The sequence below is a fragment of the Marinomonas sp. SBI8L genome (assembly GCF_001624705.1).
Taxonomy (GTDB): domain Bacteria; phylum Pseudomonadota; class Gammaproteobacteria; order Pseudomonadales; family Marinomonadaceae; genus Marinomonas.
The window spans coordinates 109,903-130,404 of the sequence record NZ_JSEO01000013.1 but is presented as its reverse complement, the minus strand read 5'-3'; the positions used below and the strand labels follow the sequence as shown (position 1 = coordinate 130,404).

The 20,502-nt window shown below is 41.0% G+C and carries 20 protein-coding genes and 1 riboswitch; of the genes, 8 read left to right on the top strand and 12 right to left on the bottom strand.

The annotated features are described in order from the left end of the window. Window positions 1-17: 17 nt before the first annotated feature. The 9 genes from carA to OA91_RS18510 form a co-directional block, all read right to left on the bottom strand. Window positions 18-1,160 carry a glutamine-hydrolyzing carbamoyl-phosphate synthase small subunit gene (carA, locus tag OA91_RS18550; RefSeq protein WP_063339436.1) on the bottom strand — a complete coding sequence of 381 codons (1,143 nt, stop codon included), beginning with the start codon at window positions 1,158-1,160 and terminating at the stop codon, window positions 18-20. A gap of 297 nt (window positions 1,161-1,457) precedes the next feature. Beyond that, a complete protein-coding gene (locus OA91_RS18545; protein WP_063339435.1) occupies window positions 1,458-2,063 on the bottom strand; it encodes a DJ-1/PfpI family protein in 606 nt (201 codons plus the stop codon). Window positions 2,064-2,066: 3 nt separating this feature from the next. Beyond that, entirely contained in the window at window positions 2,067-2,525 is a 459-nt protein-coding gene (rimI, locus tag OA91_RS18540) for a ribosomal protein S18-alanine N-acetyltransferase (protein WP_082828008.1), read from the bottom strand. A gap of 7 nt (window positions 2,526-2,532) precedes the next feature. Next, complete coding sequence (locus tag OA91_RS18535) at window positions 2,533-3,201, bottom strand: TetR/AcrR family transcriptional regulator (RefSeq protein WP_063339434.1); 669 nt, start codon at window positions 3,199-3,201, stop codon at window positions 2,533-2,535. Window positions 3,202-3,244: 43 nt separating this feature from the next. Then, window positions 3,245-4,597, bottom strand: coding sequence for a DUF1302 family protein (locus tag OA91_RS18530; protein ID WP_063339433.1), 1,353 nt, complete (start codon window positions 4,595-4,597; stop codon window positions 3,245-3,247). After that, window positions 4,597-5,436: an outer membrane lipoprotein-sorting protein gene (locus OA91_RS18525; protein ID WP_082828007.1), complete on the bottom strand. Its 840-nt coding sequence runs from the start codon at window positions 5,434-5,436 to the stop codon at window positions 4,597-4,599. Before OA91_RS18525 ends, OA91_RS18530 begins: the two co-directional genes overlap by 1 nt. A gap of 36 nt (window positions 5,437-5,472) precedes the next feature. After that, window positions 5,473-7,839: an efflux RND transporter permease subunit gene (locus tag OA91_RS18520; protein ID WP_063339432.1), complete on the bottom strand. Its 2,367-nt coding sequence runs from the start codon at window positions 7,837-7,839 to the stop codon at window positions 5,473-5,475. Between the two features lie 338 nt (window positions 7,840-8,177). After that, window positions 8,178-9,011: a hypothetical protein gene (locus tag OA91_RS18515; protein ID WP_157203866.1), complete on the bottom strand. Its 834-nt coding sequence runs from the start codon at window positions 9,009-9,011 to the stop codon at window positions 8,178-8,180. Between the two features lie 81 nt (window positions 9,012-9,092). After that, the gene (locus OA91_RS18510; protein ID WP_197477844.1) at window positions 9,093-10,643 is read right to left on the bottom strand and encodes a 2-isopropylmalate synthase; all 1,551 of its coding nucleotides are present in this window, start codon (window positions 10,641-10,643) and stop codon (window positions 9,093-9,095) included. Between the two features lie 232 nt (window positions 10,644-10,875). Then, a riboswitch (cobalamin riboswitch) is annotated at window positions 10,876-11,105 on the top strand. Window positions 11,106-11,168: 63 nt separating this feature from the next. Between OA91_RS18510 and OA91_RS18505 the strand changes: the two genes are divergently transcribed. The 8 genes from OA91_RS18505 to OA91_RS18470 all read left to right on the top strand — a co-directional run bounded on the left by OA91_RS18505 (window position 11,169) and on the right by OA91_RS18470 (window position 17,954). Then, window positions 11,169-11,846 carry an energy-coupling factor ABC transporter permease gene (locus OA91_RS18505; protein WP_046016027.1) on the top strand — a complete coding sequence of 226 codons (678 nt, stop codon included), beginning with the start codon at window positions 11,169-11,171 and terminating at the stop codon, window positions 11,844-11,846. A gap of 108 nt (window positions 11,847-11,954) precedes the next feature. Next, window positions 11,955-12,731 carry an ABC transporter ATP-binding protein gene (locus OA91_RS18500; RefSeq protein WP_063339429.1) on the top strand — a complete coding sequence of 259 codons (777 nt, stop codon included), beginning with the start codon at window positions 11,955-11,957 and terminating at the stop codon, window positions 12,729-12,731. Between the two features lie 31 nt (window positions 12,732-12,762). After that, window positions 12,763-13,731 (top strand): ABC transporter substrate-binding protein, encoded by a 969-nt coding sequence (locus tag OA91_RS18495; RefSeq protein WP_082828006.1) that lies wholly within the window; start codon window positions 12,763-12,765, stop codon window positions 13,729-13,731. 6 nt (window positions 13,732-13,737) lie between these two features. Continuing rightward, window positions 13,738-14,808 carry a FecCD family ABC transporter permease gene (locus OA91_RS18490; RefSeq protein ID WP_063339428.1) on the top strand — a complete coding sequence of 357 codons (1,071 nt, stop codon included), beginning with the start codon at window positions 13,738-13,740 and terminating at the stop codon, window positions 14,806-14,808. Between the two features lie 110 nt (window positions 14,809-14,918). Next, window positions 14,919-15,497 carry a hypothetical protein gene (locus tag OA91_RS18485; RefSeq protein ID WP_063339427.1) on the top strand — a complete coding sequence of 193 codons (579 nt, stop codon included), beginning with the start codon at window positions 14,919-14,921 and terminating at the stop codon, window positions 15,495-15,497. A 167-nt stretch (window positions 15,498-15,664) separates the two neighbouring features. Continuing rightward, the gene (locus tag OA91_RS18480) at window positions 15,665-16,459 is read left to right on the top strand and encodes a substrate-binding periplasmic protein (protein WP_197477843.1); all 795 of its coding nucleotides are present in this window, start codon (window positions 15,665-15,667) and stop codon (window positions 16,457-16,459) included. 94 nt (window positions 16,460-16,553) lie between these two features. Continuing rightward, complete coding sequence (locus OA91_RS18475) at window positions 16,554-17,366, top strand: amino acid ABC transporter permease (RefSeq protein WP_063339426.1); 813 nt, start codon at window positions 16,554-16,556, stop codon at window positions 17,364-17,366. Between the two features lie 102 nt (window positions 17,367-17,468). Beyond that, window positions 17,469-17,954: a DUF1456 family protein gene (locus OA91_RS18470; RefSeq protein ID WP_046016023.1), complete on the top strand. Its 486-nt coding sequence runs from the start codon at window positions 17,469-17,471 to the stop codon at window positions 17,952-17,954. 74 nt (window positions 17,955-18,028) lie between these two features. On the opposite strand, the gene OA91_RS18465 is transcribed toward OA91_RS18470, so the two are convergent. The 3 genes from OA91_RS18465 to OA91_RS18455 form a co-directional block, all read right to left on the bottom strand. Further along, window positions 18,029-18,475: an NfeD family protein gene (locus OA91_RS18465; RefSeq protein ID WP_063339425.1), complete on the bottom strand. Its 447-nt coding sequence runs from the start codon at window positions 18,473-18,475 to the stop codon at window positions 18,029-18,031. Between the two features lie 2 nt (window positions 18,476-18,477). Further along, window positions 18,478-19,410, bottom strand: a complete 933-nt coding sequence (locus tag OA91_RS18460; RefSeq protein WP_046016082.1) for an SPFH domain-containing protein — start codon at window positions 19,408-19,410, stop codon at window positions 18,478-18,480. Window positions 19,411-19,537: 127 nt separating this feature from the next. Beyond that, window positions 19,538-20,464: a DMT family transporter gene (locus OA91_RS18455; RefSeq protein WP_063339424.1), complete on the bottom strand. Its 927-nt coding sequence runs from the start codon at window positions 20,462-20,464 to the stop codon at window positions 19,538-19,540. Between the last annotated feature and the right edge of the window lie 38 nt (window positions 20,465-20,502).

Below are 20,502 nucleotides of genomic sequence, written 5' to 3'. Positions count from 1 at the left end.
AATAATTTGTTTCCTGCTTAGGCTTTAGTGGCTTTGATAGAGTCAATGAACTGATCGAACAAAGGTGCAACATCATGAGGACCTGGACTAGCTTCTGGGTGTCCTTGGAAGCTAAAGGCCTGCTTGTCAGTTCTTGCGATACCTTGCAAAGAACCATCAAACAATGATTTATGCGTTGCTTCCAAGTTACTAGGAAGGCTATCTTCATCAACCGCAAAACCGTGGTTTTGGCTAGTAATCATCACAGTGCCAGCCTTAATGTCTTGCACTGGGTGGTTAGCACCATGGTGACCAAATTTCATTTTCTTGGTCTTAGCACCACTTGCTAATGCCAACAACTGATGGCCTAGGCAAATACCAAACACAGGAATATCTGTGGTTAAAATTTCTTTTATTGCCGTGATCGCATAATCACATGGCTCTGGATCACCAGGTCCATTAGATAGGAATACACCATCAGGATTCATGGCTAAAACATCAGCGGCAGGTGTTTGCGCTGGTACCACGGTGACTTTACAACCGCGCTCAACCAACATACGCAAGATATTGCGCTTCACACCGAAATCATAGGCTACAACATGGAAGTCAAACTCACTTGGTGTTGTGTGACCTTTTACTAGGTCCCAAGTTGATTCAGTCCATTCACATTGTTCTTTAACTGTTACTTCTTTGGCGAGATCCATGCCTTTAAGCCCAGGGAAGGCACGTGCAGCGGCTAAAGCTTTAGCCTGAACTTCTTCAGATAGAACGTCATCACCCGCCATAATACAGCCAGCTTGTGCGCCCTTTTCTCGTAAGATGCGTGTTAATTTACGAGTATCAATATCTGCAATGCCCACAACATTTTTACGTGTTAGGTAAGCATCTAAAGTTTCTTGTTTACGCCAGCTGCTTGCAACAAGTGGCAAGTCACGAATAATCAAGCCGTTACACCAGATGCTATCTGATTCTTCATCTTCTTCTGTCACACCGGTATTACCGATATGAGGATAAGTAAGAGTAACGATTTGTCGAGCGTAGGAAGGATCTGTAAGAATTTCTTGATAACCGGTCATAGAGGTATTGAATACCACCTCGCCAGTTGAGGAGCCATCTGCCCCGATCGACACGCCTTTAAATATAGTGCCGTCTTCTAGAGCTAGAATCGCTGATGTTGCCAAAGGAGCCTCCCGTTTTATGCCTATCTGGTTGCAAAAAAGCGAGACGCTCCCGAAGGTGCATCTCGCTTTTTTGAATAGCGGTTTCATTGGACAATCCCGCAATTGAAAACTGCCCAAAAATCTGAACAATTTTACTCTTATCTAGCTCAAGCGTCTAGCAAATAACCGATTTAATGACAGTTATTTAAGCTCTTTTTTTAAGATTCTATTGACCTTAAGGTCAAGATTAGTATACGCCCCATTGCTTTAATAATGAACAGGACAAATACCCAGAGAAGTCCCTTCAATTCGTATGGATTAACACAAAAGCCCTGCTGCAACTTCTTGCGTTTCTTCATAACCAATCAAATTCGCTAACAAACTCAATGAAAACACCATAGCTGTGGCCGGACCTTGACTTGTCATAATATTGTCATCCATTACTACAGGCTGATCAGCCACATATTGAGCGCCAGTTAGACCTTCTTCAAAACCAGGATAGCAGGTTGCCTGCTTATCCATCACAAAACCGTGAGTACCTAGTACTAAAGCAGGTGCCGCACAAAGAGCCGCTAAAATTGCATCATGAATATCATGTTTTTCTAAAATATCCACCAGCAACTCAGAATCCCTTAAATGTTCAGCACCCGGCAAGCCACCTGGTAATGCAATAGCATCAAACATGACATTTTCATCCAAAGCCTCACCCACGCTATAGTGACTACCATCAGCAAAGGTATAGTTTTCTAATTCAGACAAAAGCACATCGGCTTCTATCTTACTGCCTCTTGCTGCTGTAATTTGCAGGCTGTCATGAACACTAGCGACAACAACCTCAACTCCACCACGACGTAATACATCAATAATAGTAATAGCTTCAATATCTTCACTACCATTAGCAATTGGCACTAATACTCTTGGCATAGGCTAATCCTTAGTTAAAGTTAAATTCATTAGCACAGCGGCTTCTTTACCACTGTCTGCTACATAATAGTTTTTGCGTAAACCAACCTGAGTAAACCCCAACTTCTTATATAAGGATAAGGCAGAGTGGTTAGACTCTCTTACTTCTAATAAGCAAAGGCGTACTGGAATAGGTCGAAAACTTGTTAACCAAGTTTTCATCAAACCCTCTGCTAAACCTTGTCGTCTCGCTTGAGGCGCAATCATAATAAGCTCTAACTCAGCTTCATCTAATACTTGGCTCGCTGTTAGCCAACCACAAAGGTTTTGTGACTGATCCAATACAACCAGATTAAAGCGAGAAGATTGTTCAATTGTTTGAGTAACTATTTTTTCTCCCCAAGGGTAGGGGTTAGCACTCAGATCAAGAGCAACGATGGCTGCAAGATCATCTAGTCTAGCTTGACGATAAATGTATTCCACTGAGTAATTATTCCGCGCCTTTTTTCAAGCAGGCCACCAGGCCTTCTACTAGAATGTATCCCATATTATCAAATATATAATCGATCGATTCTTGATTCTCCATGGCAAATACCATAGGCCAACGTTCGGTTATACAAGCAGATTGGTTCATTTTTTTTGAGGATAATGCGGTTATCCCGTGACTTAAGCTCCATGCCATAAAAGTCCCTAGGGCTTCGCTTTCTTTAGAAAGAGGAATATCTCTTTCTAGCAAGAGATCGCACACTACCTTACGAGTCGTTGCTTCTGCCAACATGCCAGCTTCAATTTGTTCTACATCCACGTACTCTGGCGGTATCACATAGTCAAATAAAACACCTGCCATATGAGGGAATTCACAAGTAAAGGAATAATAGGCTTTACCTAAGCTCACGAGCTGGTCAATTGGCTTAGCATTCTCGTCATGACCTTCTTCAAGGTACTGTGCAAAGCGCTTAAGACATTCAACAGATACTGCGGCTAACAAAGCATGCTTATCAGCAAAATGGTTATACACAGCAGTGGGTGTGACTCCCACATGCTTAGCCAGTTTGCGTAAAGAAATCTCTTCTAATGTTTGCTTTTCTAATAAAGACAACATTTCAACCACTAGGGTTTCTTTCAGATTTCCATGATGATAGGCGACTCTTTTGTTCACAATATTCCTTGCTTACCTTCTACGGGTAATGTCTTAAGTTGAGTTAAAAATGATATGAATAACGCAACTTTACCACATCTTGATCGCGATAAGCATATAAGTCATCTGACTCAGAATCCGCTCGATAAACCACATATTCTGACCCAATGCTCATACCATCCTGAATATCATAGTCACTACTGAGTCTGTATATTTGGCCCTCTCCTCCCAAAAGGTTTAATACACTAAATTGAGAGGTAAGCTGATCATTTAAGGTTGTCCATCTCGCGCGAGCAAAATATCCTCTTGTTTGCTCTTTAGAGGCAACTGACTCAGAGTAATCATGGGTATAACTAGAATCTAGTTCAAACGTCAGCACCCATTCATCAATACCTGAGTATTCAAGAATCAAGGCAGCTAAAGTTTGATCATATTCTTGCCAAGGGGCCGAAGTCACACTATCTGGCTGTAAAGCCTTATCCCAGTGTTGAGCAATATCATATTTAAATAAATAATCACCTTTTACCCAACTGCCAGAGACTCCCAACACCTTTACTCTAGAAGGCTGAAACACTAACTCATTAGTATTAATAAAAGCGGCACCACTTATTTCATCCCAGTTAACATCAGCCAAGGTAATGGCAAAGTCACCACCATTAAAGCTTTTATATAAACGCCCAACAAATTCGAGAGAGTGATCCGGCTCCTGCTCACTCACCCTTAAACCTGCATTGGTATAATTTATATAAGGATCAAACGCCTCCCCTCTGCCTGCCATTTCATTCGCGTCAGCATCATAAACAAAAGCAACTTCAGCCTGCATACCTAACCAAGGGTGAGAGGCGAATAACACAGGCGCTTGCAGCCGAATGTCTTCTAGATCAGCCTGCCCTAATTGAGAGAGATCCCTTGGATTCACCACATCTGTGATAGCCAAAACATCCGACTCCCCCCAAGCAAGAATTTGATTACCCGCCCTTATCCATAAATCCTCTTTGGCCCAATCTAGATATAAGTCACGCCACATAAAATCAGTGTCGTCACTATTGTAGCTAAGCTCGCCCGTCCGCCAGTTAGCCCAATCAAGAGACAAATCAAATGAGGCTTTTAGCAAAACCTCATCAGACACATCTTTTTCTAATGCCAAATAAAGACTGGTATCTAGCTCCTCTACCCCTTTGTCATTACGATCAAAGCCCGAAGTAGAAGGTTTTTGCACGCCATAACTTACACCCTGTTTGAAGTGCCCCGTGATTTGATAATCCGCAAGAGAGGACTCTTCTTCATCATACTCAACTTCAATATCCGCAAAAAAATCGTCATTAGCATAAAGAGAGCTTGAAGAAAGCAGTATTAAGGAGATAAAACCAGCCAGCGCATTTGCGCTGGCTGGTTTCTGAAATATCGGCTTCTTCATTATAAGCCTCTCTGCAAACGGCTATTTTCAAACATTTTGTCATCAACCTTGGTTTGATAATCTACCGCATTGATTTTTAATACGCTTGAATGCTCTAGCTTATTACGCTTGGTCGTAACCATCTGCAAGGTTTTCGCCGTCCAGATACCTTGAATCTGCTCTATATCCTTAGCCTGGAAATATTTAACTCGCTTGCCTTTTTTAACCTTAATGATGGCTTTAACCTGCATAAAGATATCTTTACGCACCCAAGAAGTTGTTGTCAGGTAGCCAGTTTCTTTAATAATGGCCTTACTTTTAGGAATCGATTCAATCACCCAACAATCATGGCCGTTTACTTCTTCACTCTCTTTGATAAGACGATAGGTGAAATCTTCCACGTCCACGCCATCTATATCAGCATAAGAGAAGTCACTCCCCATAAATGCGCCAGATTTATCACTGGCCGCGATTCGATTTGTTTTCTGTAAAGCGGGCAAATAAAGCCATGAATCATCTTCTTTGACATCATCATCCCAATCAAACGACATATAAGCTGTGTCTTTCACATCCGCTGGTGATAAGAAAAAAGACACACTTTTATCAACTTCATTGTACTCTTTCGAAAAAAGCTTTAATTCCCTCACTCGCTGACGCTTTTTCTTGTCGATCAAAATCAAAACACTTTCTGACACTATAGTTTCACCCGTGTCTCTATCATCTACTTTTTGCATAATTTGCTTAGCCGTTAGCTCTACTGCATGAGTAGGCAAACTCATAAAGCTTGCAGCCATTAAACCAAGACAAACAAAGGTAAGACCTGTCTTCTTTTGCATTGTTTTATAATTAAAGATCTTCATTTCAAATTACTCCTATTTAGCTCACGGGTGCTTACACTACTTAGATAAAGGTTGGCTCGAATTTGTGTGTGTCATTTTGGCAGCCAAAGAGAGGTCTTTTTTGCCATCTATCATATAAAGCAGAGCAGGTAAGACGATGAGATCTCCTACTAATGCCAGTCCCATGATGACGGCAGAAAATAGACCAGTATTGATGTAAGGAATAAAGGAACCTAGCAACATGACGCTAAAGCCAACGACCAGGATGACAGAAGTAAAGACAACGGCACGACCTGATTCATTCATAGCTCGCCCTATCGCCTGATTCACATCGGCACCTTGAGAACGTGCAAGTAGGTAACGGCTGACCACATGAATGGCATCATCTACTGCAATGCCCATGGTCATAGCACCCACTATCATGGTGCCAAGATCTAATGAGATTCCCATCAAGGTGACAACACCACCTGCCATCAAAATAGGCACCACACTCGGAACAAGTGCAATCAGTCCATATTTAACCGAACGGAACAGCACAAAAAAGCTCAAACCTATTAATAGAAGCGCGATACTAAAGGAATTAAACATGCCTTCATTAATGTACCTATCTTGCACGTTGTACATCACCATAGGCCCTGTAATTTCAACGGTAAGATCTGAATACTCAGCTTCTATCTCTGTATTAATTTGCTCTAATAAAAGTGTCATCTGGCTAGCTGACATATTGATTAAAGGAACCGTTAAACGCAGATGCCTTTGATCAAAATCTTTCAAATCAGAAAGATCTTCATCTGGACCAGAGTTTTCATATAAAAGCAGCAGTTGGGCTGTCATTTGCGCTGAATCAGGCAAGATAAAAAAATCTGGATTATCTTCGGATACGGCTTGGCGTATCTGCTTTAAAAAGTCGAGTAAAGAGTTAGTATCTCCCGCCTCTGGCAAACCCTCTAAGTAATCTTGTAGTGATTCAACCCGACGTAAGAATTCAGGTGCCTTAACGCCGTCTTCAACACCAGAATCAACCATGACTTCTAAGTTAGAGATTCCTTTAAAATGCTCATCAAAATAATGCATATCTTGGGTGATCCAACTGTCCTTCTTAAAGTAGGTAATAAAGTTGGAATCTACAGTAATCTTACTAACAAAGAATAAGCTGAAGAGTAAGGCAATTGCCCCAACAAAAACGATCGGCAAACGCTTACGATAAGTGAAAGCAGGAATGCTTTGAGTCACTCGCCCAACTAAATCATTTTTAAAAGCTGTTTGCGTTCGTTTGGGCATCCAAGGAATAAAGCTTAACAAGGCAGGTAGACTTGTCATGGCAACCAAAAAGATAATCAGTGGCCCCATTGCCGCTAGATAGGCATATTGTTTTACGGGCAATAGCTCGGTAATGGCTAAAGCAGCAAAACCCATTGAGGTAGTTAAAGCGGTAAATAAAACAGGTTGAAACAGGTGTGTAATGGTTTCATAAGCCGCTTCTTTTGGTACTAACCCTTTGCCACGAAAATGATAAAACTCCACCAACACATGCACACTGACTCCCATACCTATGATTATCAAGGTAGGCACTAAGGCAGAGTTCACCGCGGTAAAAGGCCAAGCAAAATAGGCTTGAATACCCGTAATACTGATAATGGAGATACCTATTACCAGCCAAGGGACTAAGGTTCCAGTAATAGAACGAAAAGTAAGTAAAAGGATAACCAACATGACAAGCGCCATTGTTGGATTAATCCAAGCCATATCTTCTTTGGTTAGCGTTTCAAAACGCTCACCTATTACAGGCATACCAGCGAGATGTAATTGATAGCCTTGTTCAGCAAATTTTTGCGTTTCAATAAAATCGAGTAAATCAGTCACAATCTGTACCTTGTGAGAATTATCACCCGCCCGATACTCGGTTCTAGCTAGTATCCTAACTTGCTGAAAATCCGTTGTTATCAAGGTATTTAGCGCTAACTTTTCCCCCGCCATAATCACTCTTGCCTTAGCAAGATCTTGTGCAGTGACGGCATCTGGCTCTTCAAATAAATCATCTGTTGCCAATAAACCATCATCGTTATGGGTATATTGATATTTCGAGAGGCTTCTAACCTGAGTCACCACCTCATGCTCTTCAAGCATCTGAGTTAATGAGTCGATCAGATGAATCGTATCTTGGCTAAAAACGTCTTGATCTTGTGCCCGTGCTTCAACCCCGATAGAGAGGTATTCCGAGTCGCCAAACAAATCCGTTAGTTCATTAAATGCCAATAAACTTGGGTCATTGGGCAAGAAGTACATTTCATTCGAATTGTCATAAGGGATCGGCCTACTAACAATCGATAAAATTGCAAAACCGAGCAACAGTCCTGTCAAAGCAAAAATAGGCCAAGGCCTTGTCACCACAAAGCGTGCCCAAGATAACTTAAAGCGATTCATTTCATTCTCCTTGAGAAAGTTACAATAAAAATATTTACACTGTTTATTTGTGCCGTATATTTACATCGTATATATAAAATTTACACTGTCAATATAAAGATTAGGAATAGCTTAATTAAGTTTTTAAGCACATCTTGAGCTTGATGAAAAGAAGTCAAATAAATCAATAATTTAGATTGATTTTCATGATAGAAAGGAGGCTTTAAATAAAGAAGATAGAAGTAAAGGCTCGGTGAACCAGCACCCAATACGGTGAATGAAGAAATGACAACAGGGTATTTTCTTTTTAAGAATGCTAAAAAGGAACGGTTTAATAACCGCTAACTAAGACCGAACACTTAGACAATTAAGCTTTGCAGTGCTTTCCATGCGTCTGCTTTAAGTTCAGGAATTCGGTACAGCTGAGGCAGGCTAACAATTTCTGCTTGCTTGGTATGGATAAATTGAGGTTTATTGGCAATTTCTGCAAACACTTTCTGAATATTTTGACCCGCTAGAACTATGGATAAAGGTGCATCTTTATCTTGATGACTTTCACCTAAACGCGCTTCTATATGGCTCTCAAGTGCCCCTAATAACCAATCACTTCTATCGTCAAAGAATGGATTTCTAAGCTGTCCAGGCCAGTTAAAAGTACCTGACTGCCATTCACTCAAAGCTTGCTTAAGTAAGGCTTGGGCCATTTTCAATGCCAGCTTTTCGATTTCGGCATTATCATGAAAACCCATAGGAACATCAGATAAAATAAGCAGTTTATTTTCAATCAATAGGCTAAAACAATGTAGCTGTTGTGGAAGACCTTCGACAATAACGGGAGCAGGCTCTATCGCAACCGATAACTCTTCAATTGGTTGCAAATCCTCAACGATAACTCCCGCTTCCGCTTCTAGTTCCTGCTTTAACCCTGCCACTGTTTTATTTTGGCTGGCAGAGTCTATTTTGGCACTCACTTGAGCAGGAGAAAAACCATCTGAGCGAGTTTGCTTTGAACTTATTTCATGAGAAAAAACATCGGATTGCTCAAGGCTATCATGTGCATTGTCTGTATGTGGAGTCTGCCAAGGGTTAACTGGCCTATGGATAACAAAGGCATGTTCATTTATCGGTGTTTGCCATCGAGAAATGCCCATCTGATCTAAGCAATAAGCCTGCTCTGACGATAAGTTTGCCACTGTTTTCATTCCACCTTAATACACACTATGACGTAAATGCCCCTGATTATCAGCCAGAGCCTTTAATCAGGGGCAAGTCTATCATAAATGGTGTGGCTGGGGATGCGCCTTATCGACTTCATTCCAAAGTAGGTTTAACGCATTAATATAAGCTTTTGCTGAGGCAGCAATAACATCAGTATCCGCACTCATACCATTAACAATTCGACCATCTCTTTCTAATCGTACTGTTACTTCCCCTTGCGCTTCTATCCCCTGAGTCACAGCATTCACTGAGTACAAGCTCAGCTTCGCATGGGAATGCGCTAAAGACTCAATCCCTTTAAATAGTGCATCAACCTGGCCGTCCCCTGTTGTCTCAACACTGTGTTCCTTACCATCCACATTCATCACTATGCTAGCTTTTGGTGAGGACCCTGTTTGTGATGAGGAGGTCATAGAAACAAACTTAAAGTGATCTTTGTTATCGCTAAAACTACGTTCAGCCGACATAAGCGCGGTTAAGTCTTCATCATAAATATCATGCTTTTTATCCGCTAGTTCTTTAAATCGAGCAAAGGCGGAATTCAGCGCTTCGTCATTTTCAAAGTTGATATCCAACTCTTCCATTTTTGATTTAAAGGCATTACGACCAGAGTGTTTACCCATTATGAGTTTGTTGTTTTTCCACCCCACATCTTCGGCCCGCATAATTTCATAGGTTTCCCTATGCTTTAAAATACCGTCTTGGTGAATACCCGATTCATGGGCAAAAGCGTTAGCCCCAACAATGGCTTTGTTTGGTTGTACTGGAAAGCCTGTCACGCTTGAAACCAAGCGAGATGCAGGCACAATAAAGCTAGTATCAATATTAGTATCAAGCGCTAATAAATCATGGCGAGTTCTTAGGGCCATTACCACTTCTTCAAGTGATGCATTACCCGCCCTTTCACCTAAACCATTAATGGTACATTCGACTTGGCGCGCCCCATTGGCAACCGCTGCAATTGAGTTCGCCACGGCCAAGCCCAAATCATTATGGCAATGCACAGAAAAGATAGCTTTATCAGCATTAGGAATATTATTAAGTAGGTATTTAATTTTATCGCCAAACTCATGAGGCAAGGCATAACCCACTGTGTCTGGGATATTGATAGTTGAGGCACCAGCATCAATCGCTGCTTCGATAATCTGACATAAAAAAGGAAGCTCTGAACGCCCCGCATCTTCACAAGAAAACTCAACATCTGCCACTAAATTACGTGCACGTTTTACCGCATGTACCGCTTGTGCAACCACGTCTTCTGGTTGCATTTTTAACTTGTACTGCATATGAATCGGAGAGGTTGCAATAAAGGTATGAATTCGCCCTGAATTGGCATTTTTAAGCGCTTCTGCAGCACGGTCAATATCTTTATCTAACGCACGAGACAAAGAGCAAATGGTTGAATCTTTTACACTATCTGCAATTGCCTTTACTGATGCAAAGTCTCCAGGACTTGCAATAGCAAAACCCGCCTCAATAACATCCACTCGCATTTTTTCTAATGTTTTCGCGATACGCAGTTTTTCTTCTTGCGTCATAGATGCGCCTGGACTTTGCTCCCCATCACGCAAGGTTGTATCAAAAATAATTAAATTATTATCTGCCATAATGCTCCACCTTCATCTAGCCTTTTCTTACCCGAAAAAAGAATAGCCTGTCTGTTTTTATTCTAGTGCGGTTTGGTTAACCCATGTCAGATTAAATCTAACACAATGAATAAAGTAATATTCTCTTTAACGTGAATTTTTATCTAGTTAGATAAGTTGCGATGACCATTACAAATGGTTACTCTCTCGCCTAATTAAACTCATAAACGAGTTTATCGCGTTAGGTGCTTTAAGTTTGAATTTAAAAATAGGTTTTATTATCTAATTTAAACAAAAGTTAAACGGGAAACAGGTGCACTTCAGGAAGAAGTAAAGCCCGTACTGCCCCCGCAACGGTATATAAGAGCAAGTAGCACTGTTCAATTTCACTAGCTAGATTAAGTAACCTCTATTTAATCTAAACTGGGAAGGAATGAACTTATCTTATTCAGTCCGGAGACCGGCCTATACGTACTTCAGGGCGAAATTCGCCACCCTTTTTAACGTCATACGGGTGTGTATGATCATAATAATTGGAGATGCAAAGTGCATATCGAACCAGAAATAGTAACAGGAGCCAAGCTTCTGCTTAGCTACGCAACCGCTACAGTATCCTTTGGCCTAGTCGCTAAATCAGCGTATCAAAGTATTAAAGAAAGTGGCTTAAGCACACTTATGATCAGAAGCATGTTAGCCATTCTTTCTGTTTTCGTCTTTTTTCAGGTCTTCCCGCACCATCCAGTCGGTGTTTCAGAAGTTCACCTTATTCTAGGCTCAACTCTATTTCTGATTTTAGGCCCTGCAGCCGCAGCCATTGGCCTAATTGGTGGTTTATTAGCTCAAGGTGTTTTCTTTGCCCCATTCGACCTACCTCAATTTGGCATGAATGTGACAACACTACTTTTACCTCTCTTTGCTATGTCTGTCATCGCTCGAAAAATTATCAGTGACAATACAGCCTATGTGGACATCAAATACTCTCAAGCATTCAAGCTGTCTCTCACTTATCAAGGTGGCATTGTCGCTTGGGTCGCTTTCTGGGCATTTTACGGTCAAGGCTTTAACGCCGAAAACCTAGCCTCTGTTGGCGCCTTCTCAGGTGCTTATCTAACCGTTGTTTTACTTGAGCCTCTTGTCGATCTCGCTATCCTCGCGGCGGCAAAAGCAATTAACGGATTGCAAGGTACTGGCTTGGTATATAAGCGCCTTTATCAAGCAAGCTAATCACTAAGTATCTACTTAATGACGAGTTGATGACCATTTATTGATTGGCAATTTTTAGGCATTGCAGTTTGCTTTGCCTAATCCACTATTCACCTTAGCGAAGCAATTATGTCCTTTATTAAAGCAGAGCAAATTAGTTTGACCTTAGATAATGGTAAAACCCTATTATCTGATGTCAGCTTTGAACTTGCTAAGCAGCAAACTCTAGGCATAGTTGGCCCTAATGGTGCGGGTAAATCATCACTCATCCATTGCATTCTTGGGCTTAACGCCAATGCTACTGGGCAAATCAGTATCCAAGGTAAAACACTGTCTTCTTTTAAAGAGAAATCACGGGCCAAACTTATCAGTGCCGTGATGCAAGAGATGCCAAGTGACATTTACCTAACGGTTGAAGAAGTGATTGAGTCTGGTCGAACACCCTATCGACATTGGCTTTGGGGACACGATGATGAGGCTCAGAAATGGATAAACTACGCCATAGATAAACTAAAATTGGATTCGCTTAGACATCAAGTCTTCCACACCCTATCAGGTGGTGAGAAGAAACGTGTCTTGATCGCTCGTGCCCTTGCTCAAAACACCCAAATTTTAGTGTTAGATGAACCCGCCAATCATTTAGATATACAACATCAAATAGAACTTATGTATTTACTTAAGTCCTTGCCTATCACCTTAATCATTAGCTTGCACGACATCCAGTTAGCAGCAAGGTTTTGTGACAAGCTACTGGTGATGAGCCAAGGCAAGGTAATACAGCAAGGTCCAGCAAAAGACATACTCACCCAGTCACTGTTCAAGCAGGTATTTAAAGTAAAAGCGACTACCTATACCAATCAACATGACTGTTTAAGCATTCACACAGAGCCATTAACAAGTTACTAACCATTGGCTCAGACCATAATTTGAGAAACATATGACGTCTTTAAAACTGATTAAGCACTCTTTTCTAACACTAGGTGTATTAAGCCTTGGGGCAAGCTTTCAAGTAAATGCAAGCGACTTTCCTGTCACTGTAACCAGCTGTGATAGAAGCATTACCTTTGACCAAGCACCCACAAGAGCCGTTATTCATGATCAAAACATGTCTCAAATGGCCTTCGCACTCGACCTTCAAGACCAGATTGTAGGCCTAACAGGCATTACGGGGTGGTATAAAACCTCTCCTAGCTTTGATAAAGATCGCCAAGGCATTCCAGAGTTAGCAAGCAAAAATCCAAGCTTAGAAAATATCTTATCTGCTAACCCTGATCTCTTTTTCGCAGGTTGGAATTACGGCATGCGTATTGGCGAAGATGTGACACCACAAGGGCTTGAACGCTTTGATATCAAAACCTTAGAACTAAGTGAGTCTTGTGTTCATTTAGATAAACAAGGAGAAGATGCAAAAATGGCACTTTTATACGATGACATGATTCGTTTAGGCGCCGTTTTTGGTGTACAAGAAAAAGCGGAAAAACTAGTTAACACTTGGCAGGATGAAATCCAAGAAATTCAAACGTCAGTAAAAGACAAACCACCAGTTAAAGTCTTTTTGTATGATTCAGGAGAAGATAAAGTATTTACTTCAGGAAGGTTTGGTATGCCTACCGCGTTAATCAGAGCGGCAGGTGGTATCAATGTGATGGATCACCTAGATACGAGTTGGGGCAAGGTGAGCATTGAAGCTATTATGGACACTAACCCTGACTTCCTGATTTTGGTTGATTATGACAAAGGTGGTTGGAAACAATCTTGGAACTTCTTACAAAACCACCCGTTACTATCTCAACTAAGTGCGGTTAAAAATAAACGCTTCTTACCGCTTGAATATGGGGAAATCACACCTGGGCCATTAAACATTGGCGCCATTAAAAAGCTTTCCCAACAAATGTTCGCAGAGTAACTTAGTGTGAGCTTAATTCAGTCTCAAGGATCTCACCCTAACACAACAGTAAGTAAACACCTACTTAGTATTGTGTTACTAGGACTGCTATTACTCGGGCTTTTTTTGAATATCAGTGAAGGTGTTTCTAATATCACCTTCATTGATATTGTGAATATTTTTAAGATCAAACTGTATCACTTACTTCAGATTCCAATAGACCCAGAACTTGCCTCTGCAGTTAGCCCAATACATACCAGTATTATTTGGCAACTAAGACTACCTAGAAGCATACTAGCCATACTAGCTGGCGGTGGTTTAGCAGTAGCAGGTGCCGTATTGCAAGCCGTTACACGCAACCCTTTAGCTGACCCTTTTTTATTAGGAGCCTCTTCAGGTGCGTCTTTAGGAGCGGTAATAGTCATAGCTCATATAGGCTTATTTGCAGGTATTTACTCTCTCACCATAGCAAGTTTTTTAGGCAGTCTATTATCCCTTCTCTTCCTCTTTGCACTACTTAGCAAAAAGACCAACCAATCACCAGATAAAATCATTCTAGCCGGTGTCGCTATTTCATTTTTACTCATGGCTGGAACTAACTTTTTGATCTATCTAGGAGATCAAAGTACGGCTAATTCTATTCTTTTTTGGATGCTAGGTGGCCTTGGTCGTGCTCAATGGGGGAACTTGTTATTACCCTGTATCACAGTCATTAGCACTTGCCTCTGGTTAATTTGGCAGGCCCCAGTACTTAACACTTTAATGATGGGTAGCCAAAGCGCTCATACCTTAGGCATTCCGGTAAAACGTTACCAGATCATTTTCTTATTATGCACAGGCCTACTTACCAGTGTTATTGTCTCTTTAACTGGCTCAATTGGCTTCATCGGGCTAGTCATACCCCATATTTTACGTCACTGGATTGGTGGCAATAACCGTACACTGATTCCTCTGAGTTTCCTCGCTGGTGCAGGCTTCTTACTTTATATGGATTTATTAGCCAGAAATCTCACAGCGCCACAAGAACTACCCATCGGCATCCTATCTGGCGGCATAGGTGGAGCCTATTTTTGCTACCTGATTTTAAAGAAGGATTAATTTAGTTTCAGGTTAATGAGTTAATAACAATTACCTTGACTTACACCTCTTTCTCTAGCAATGTCCACAAGTCAAAATAATGTCAAAAAAATGTATAGGATATACCTTTTATGAGATCGCTTTTTAATATTGCCTTAACCGCCGTTATTGCTATTACCCTAGTTGGTTGTAAAACTATTTTACCTAATCCAACCTCTTCTGACTCCACTTTAGTCCTAGCCCCTTATGCTGCTGATAATGCGACCAAGTCAAAAGGTGCTTGGGGGTATGGATATATTTTAAATAATGATGAAGATCTGTTAGTAAAAATTAACGCGCGAAAAGCAAACGACACCTTTACGGTGACAGAAGACCTACCTGCGGGTGAATATACAATTACAGGCATTAAATCTTTCCCTGTAAGCGGTGGTCGTACAAAAGCTGTGGGTAAAGGTAGCTCTTATCAGCTTGAAAAAGACGAGTATGTTCCATTTGAAACCAAGGCAGGTGAAATCACTATCCTACCTATCATAATGACTTTAACTCAAGAAACAGCTCCTGATGGCCAACGAAGCTACCAGAGCCACGCTTTGAACATTCTATCGGAAAGCGAATTAGATGAACTTTCAGCGGAAGCTAAAACATTAGAGGGCTTTGAAGGTTGGAAAATGAAGGTTGGACACAAGTTTTATACAAAACTAGCGATCTAATCCAAGCAAGGGCATGTTTCTTGGCATGCCCTCACCCTTCCCTAAAAACCAAACATTTAAAACCCTCAATCACTCTCATTTCATAGCAAATTAAGTGCAGAATTTTGCATTTCAGCGTATTATTCCTCACCAAATTTGAACCCTCTTACAATGTCGATAGGAAGATTATGATCACTATGCCATTTAAACGTCTTTTAGCACTTACTCTCGCCTGTGTACCGACTGTCTTGATGGCAAATGATTTGCCTGATTTGAATGGTCAAACCATAGTGGCTGTCACTGAAAATGCCTACACGCCGCTTAACTTTGCCGATCCTGAAACAGGCAAAGGCATAGGTTGGGAATATGACGCCTTTAATGAGATTGCACACCGCTTAAATGCCAAAGTAGATTGGCAGCTAAGTAGTTGGGACACCATGATACAAGCGGTCAAACAAGGCCAGTTTGATGTAGGAATGGATGGCATCACAATCAATGAAGAGCGTGAGCAGCAAATTGACTTTACTGATGCCTATCTTGTATCTCAGCAATACATGCTAGTTCGTGCTGATGAAGACAGATTCAATAATGCCGAAGAGTTTGCCAAAGATGATGACTTTTTATTTGGCGCCCAACCTGGCACAACTAACTTCTATGTTGCTGTTTATAATGTTTTAGATGGCAACGAAGCCAACCCACGTATCGTACTGTTTGATAACTTTGGCCCTTCTGTTCAAGCCCTTAAGACAGGTGATGTTGATTCAGTACTTATGGATTCCACTTCAGCACAAGGCTACATGGGTGCTAACCCGGGTATGTTTAAAGTCATTGGCGGTCCATTAGGTACAGAGGAGTTTGGTTTTATTTTAACGCCTGGATCTGAATTACGTGCTCCAATCAATGCCGCTCTTGCCAGCATGAAAGCAGATGGCACACTGGAAGCCTTAAATAAAAAATGGTTTTTTGACTATAAAAACAAATAGTGAAAGCACCCTTAAAATAACGCCCCATTACCTTAGGTAGTGGGGCGTTATTTGCTTAAAGCACATCTCTTAGCGACTACAAATTACATTTTATATGACCTCAAAATATTCATTCAATCGTCTGCCTTGGTGGCTACTCGCAATTATCGTGAGTGGTGTTTTACTGACATGGAATATTGCAGCGGATACGGGTTATCAGAAAATTTTCAACACCCTAAGTCAGGGGATAGTTACTACCATCACAGTGACTTTAATTGCATTTCTGATCGCCTGTTTGATAGGGCTTTTGATGGCTTTGGCTGGTTTTTCTCGCTATCGATTAATTCGAGAAATCGCTAGGTTTTACGTAGAAGTGATTCGTGGCGTACCGGTTCTAGTACTGCTTTTTTACATTGCCTTTGTTGGTGCACCTGAGCTTGTGGATTTTTACAACTGGGTCATGCAAAAACCGATCGAGTGGCAATGGCTTGATAAAGCTAGAACCCGTGACTTTAGTATGGTTTGGCGTGCTATTTTAGCGCTTTGTATAAGCTACAGCGCCTTTATTGCGGAAGTTTTTCGTGCAGGTATCCAAGAAGTCGATAAAGGCCAAATTGAAGCAGCTAAAGCGCTCGGTCTTAATGGTTGGCAGAGATTCCGCTTTATCATTTTCCCACAGGCCTTCAGAAAAATATTACCACCTCTGGGTAATGACTTTGTTGCCATGATCAAAGACTCAGCTTTAGTTTCAGCGCTTGGGGTACAAGATATTACCCAACTAGGTAAAGTCTATAGCTCTTCCAGCTTCCAGTTTTTTGAAACCTATAATGTAGTCGCCTTTGTTTATCTTTGTCTTACGATCACGCTTTCTTTGTTGATTCGTGGGTTTGAGCAATATCTGAATCGAAAACAGAAACAAGAGCTTTGACCCAATAGGTCCTATTTTAAATCCCTAAGATAAAATAGGACAATAGAACAGATACCCGTATAATTAACACTCACTTTCAACCACTATTTAGTAGACAATTTCATGACAAATAACGACGTACTTCGCCGTATCCGCTACATACTTGACCTTAATGACAAGAGTATGATTAAAATTTTTGCGCTTGCTGAACATACGGTAGATCGTGCTGAAGTAAGTAGTCTACTAAAGCATTATGCTGATAAAGACTTTAAAGCCTGTAACGACAAGTTGTTGGCCTATTTTTTAAATGGCTTAATCGTTTTTAAACGTGGCCAGAGAGACGGCCCTAAACCACCCGTTGAAAGTAAATTGAATAACAACATGGTATTTACCAAGCTAAAAATTGCTTTTAGCCTGACCTCTGATGACATTATGGAGTTAATGGCATTAGCTAACTTCAAGTTAAGCAAACATGAGCTAAGTGCTTTTTTCAGAAAACCCACCCACCAACATTTCCGTCCTTGTAAAGATCAAATCTTAAGACAGTTTGTTAAAGGCCTACAGATCAAACATCGTGGCCCCATGACAGATAGTGATTTTGAAGATTAAGAAAATTTAAAACTAGACCCTATCTCATAAGCTTCTCTAACTAAGCATTATTAGAGAAGCTAAAATGAGCCGTTTTATTTCACCTCACTCACCCAGAGCACGCCCACCTCGATTTTATCAACCTTGACCAAGGTGCCTTTGCTAATCTCATTCTGGCTTTTCAGCTGCCACATGATGCCTGAGTATTGATATTGGCTCTCGCCGTTAATATCCACATCATGCTCTAGCACAAACTCTTTATCGCTAAACTCTGTCTTACTTTCGCTCACTTCTACCTTGTTTTGCATTGCCTTAAGGGGCTTCCAAAATAAAACCGAAAGCAAAAAAGTAAAAGCCGTAGTCGCTGAGAAAGCCCAGATCCAACTCGTCTCTATTAATTCAATTACCATTAGGCTACCTGATAAAATCATGGCAACACCGGCAAAAAGTAAGACAAAGGTTGATAGACCTAATACTAAGACCTCAACCGTAATCAGAATAATCCCTAAGATAATAAAGCCTTGAGCTAGGTACTCGAGCATGACTAGTCCTTTTTATTTAAGGTATTAATAATCGTCATTGCTGATGCCACCATACCAGTCGCGTCTGTACTCGATTCGGGTAATAACACCACAGATGACTCTTTAGCAATCGCCTGTTTAGCTTCAATTGCTTTTGTTGCCAAATCAAGTTGGATCGCTTTTTGGCCCGGTGTGGTATTAGCAGACTCACCCACTAACTGTAGCGCCTCAGCTTGCGCTTGAGCAACCGCAAGAATCGCCTTCGCTTCACCTTCTGCTTTTAAAACTTGTTCGGCTTTATCCGCTTCTGCTGCGAGTACCTGAGCTTGCTTCTGACCTTCTGCAACATTAATCGCCGCTTGTCTATCCCCTTCGGATTCAAGAATTTGCGCACGTTTCACACGCTCAGCTTTCATCTGGGCTTCCATAGACTCCATGATGGAGTTAGGCGGCACTATGTCTTTGATCTCGTAACGCAGCACCTGAATACCCCAAGGTTCTGCCGCTTGGTTAATCGCTGTCACTATGCTGGCATTTAGCTGATTTCTCTCTTCAAAAGTACGGTCTAATTCCATTTTACCCAGCTCAGAACGCATGGTTGTTTGCGCAAGTTGTGTTACAGCAAAAGTATAATCATCAACCCCATAAGTTGCTTTGTAAGGATCGAGTACACGGAAATAGAGCACACCATCTACCGCTAATGAAATATTGTCTTTCGTAATAACAGATTGGCTAGGTACATCTTGAGCTTGTTCTTTCAAGCTACGATCCGCAGCAACCGAATCAATGAAAGGTATAATGAAATTTAAACCCGCTTCCTTGGTTGACTGATATTTACCAAAACGTTCAATCACCCAAGCGCGGTTTTGTGGTACAAACTTGATACCACTTTTTAGCACGACTAAAACAAAGATAAATAAACAAATACTGATAATTGTCGACAAAGACAAATACATCTCTAATTCTTGCACCTTAAGCTTCCTTTTATTAACTATCCATAGTTATATTTGAAGCCCAAGACAATACACCTTCTTCCTCTAAATATCTAACCAGATACGCTAGGGTGCCTAACTCAGCTTTTCCTTAAGTGCTTTTTCTTAAATGCTTGCCCTTCAATACTGAAGGCTCACTCTCACTCGCTTGTTTCTTGTTAATCAACAAAATGGCAACAAGAATCAAAGCGGTTGCAAACACTTCATATAAACCTATTGCTTCACCTAAAAAAGCACCTATTACTAAAGCAACTACAGGGGGAATATAAGTCACAGACGAGGCGACTACCGCTCCAGACTTAGCAATAATAAAATAGTAAATAAGATAGGCTAGCCCAGTACCAAGCAAGCCTAAACCAATGATTAAACCTAAGCTTGCATGTAGATCACCAGCAATCTGTTCAATTCCCTGAAAAGGGGTAATGATACTTAGCATAATCAGGCTTAAGGCTAATTGATAAGTGGTGAGCGCTGCTGCGGGAATATTTAAAGGTAAAACATAACGCTTAGCATAAATAAAAGAAGCACCCACACTAATTGAGCCTAGTGTCATATAAAGCACGCCTTCCAAATTAGTTGCACCAATATCACCGGCAAAAGGCTTAGCGATTAAAACGACACCAGTTAAACCAGAAAGCAGTCCTAACACTCGCATGAGGTTGGCTTTTTCTTCGGCCAAAAATAAGACACTAAATAAAAGAGCAAAAAGCGGTATGGTGCCACTTAGTGCCCCAGCGATACCCGAAGGTAACAAAGAAGCACCCTTAGCAAAGCTAAAGTAATATACACTGGTTGCTAACAAAGACATGACAACAAAGTGAGGCAAATGTTTAAAGTGCGAGCGCTTCAATACACCTAAAAAGTAGGCATAAATAAAGACTGGAGCAAAACCAAATGCCACTCGTAAAAAGACAATTTGCAATGGGCTAAGATATTCAGCAGCCATCTTCATATAAATAAAGTTGCTGCCCCAAACGATACCAAGTAACCAAAACGCCATTAGGGGTAAATACTTCATATTCTTTCAGCCTCATAATGAATTAGGCTCAATTACTT

What these genes read in the sequence shown, in the direction of transcription:
- OA91_RS18545 (WP_063339435.1), bottom strand. Translation starts at nt 2,063, where the DNA reads ATGCCAAGAGTATTAGTGCCAATTGCTAATGGTAGTGAAGATATTGAA.
- OA91_RS18530 (WP_063339433.1), bottom strand. Translation starts at nt 4,597, where the DNA reads ATGAAGAAGCCGATATTTCAGAAACCAGCCAGCGCAAATGCGCTGGCT.
- OA91_RS18525 (WP_082828007.1), bottom strand. Translation starts at nt 5,436, where the DNA reads ATGAAGATCTTTAATTATAAAACAATGCAAAAGAAGACAGGTCTTACC.
- OA91_RS18520 (WP_063339432.1), bottom strand. Translation starts at nt 7,839, where the DNA reads ATGAATCGCTTTAAGTTATCTTGGGCACGCTTTGTGGTGACAAGGCCT.
- OA91_RS18510 (WP_197477844.1), bottom strand. Translation starts at nt 10,643, where the DNA reads ATGGCAGATAATAATTTAATTATTTTTGATACAACCTTGCGTGATGGG.
- OA91_RS18500 (WP_063339429.1), top strand. Translation starts at nt 11,955, where the DNA reads ATGTCCTTTATTAAAGCAGAGCAAATTAGTTTGACCTTAGATAATGGT.
- OA91_RS18495 (WP_082828006.1), top strand. Translation starts at nt 12,763, where the DNA reads ATGACGTCTTTAAAACTGATTAAGCACTCTTTTCTAACACTAGGTGTA.
- OA91_RS18485 (WP_063339427.1), top strand. Translation starts at nt 14,919, where the DNA reads ATGAGATCGCTTTTTAATATTGCCTTAACCGCCGTTATTGCTATTACC.
- OA91_RS18480 (WP_197477843.1), top strand. Translation starts at nt 15,665, where the DNA reads ATGATCACTATGCCATTTAAACGTCTTTTAGCACTTACTCTCGCCTGT.
- OA91_RS18475 (WP_063339426.1), top strand. Translation starts at nt 16,554, where the DNA reads ATGACCTCAAAATATTCATTCAATCGTCTGCCTTGGTGGCTACTCGCA.
- OA91_RS18470 (WP_046016023.1), top strand. Translation starts at nt 17,469, where the DNA reads ATGACAAATAACGACGTACTTCGCCGTATCCGCTACATACTTGACCTT.
- OA91_RS18465 (WP_063339425.1), bottom strand. Translation starts at nt 18,475, where the DNA reads ATGCTCGAGTACCTAGCTCAAGGCTTTATTATCTTAGGGATTATTCTG.
- OA91_RS18460 (WP_046016082.1), bottom strand. Translation starts at nt 19,410, where the DNA reads ATGTATTTGTCTTTGTCGACAATTATCAGTATTTGTTTATTTATCTTT.
- OA91_RS18455 (WP_063339424.1), bottom strand. Translation starts at nt 20,464, where the DNA reads ATGAAGTATTTACCCCTAATGGCGTTTTGGTTACTTGGTATCGTTTGG.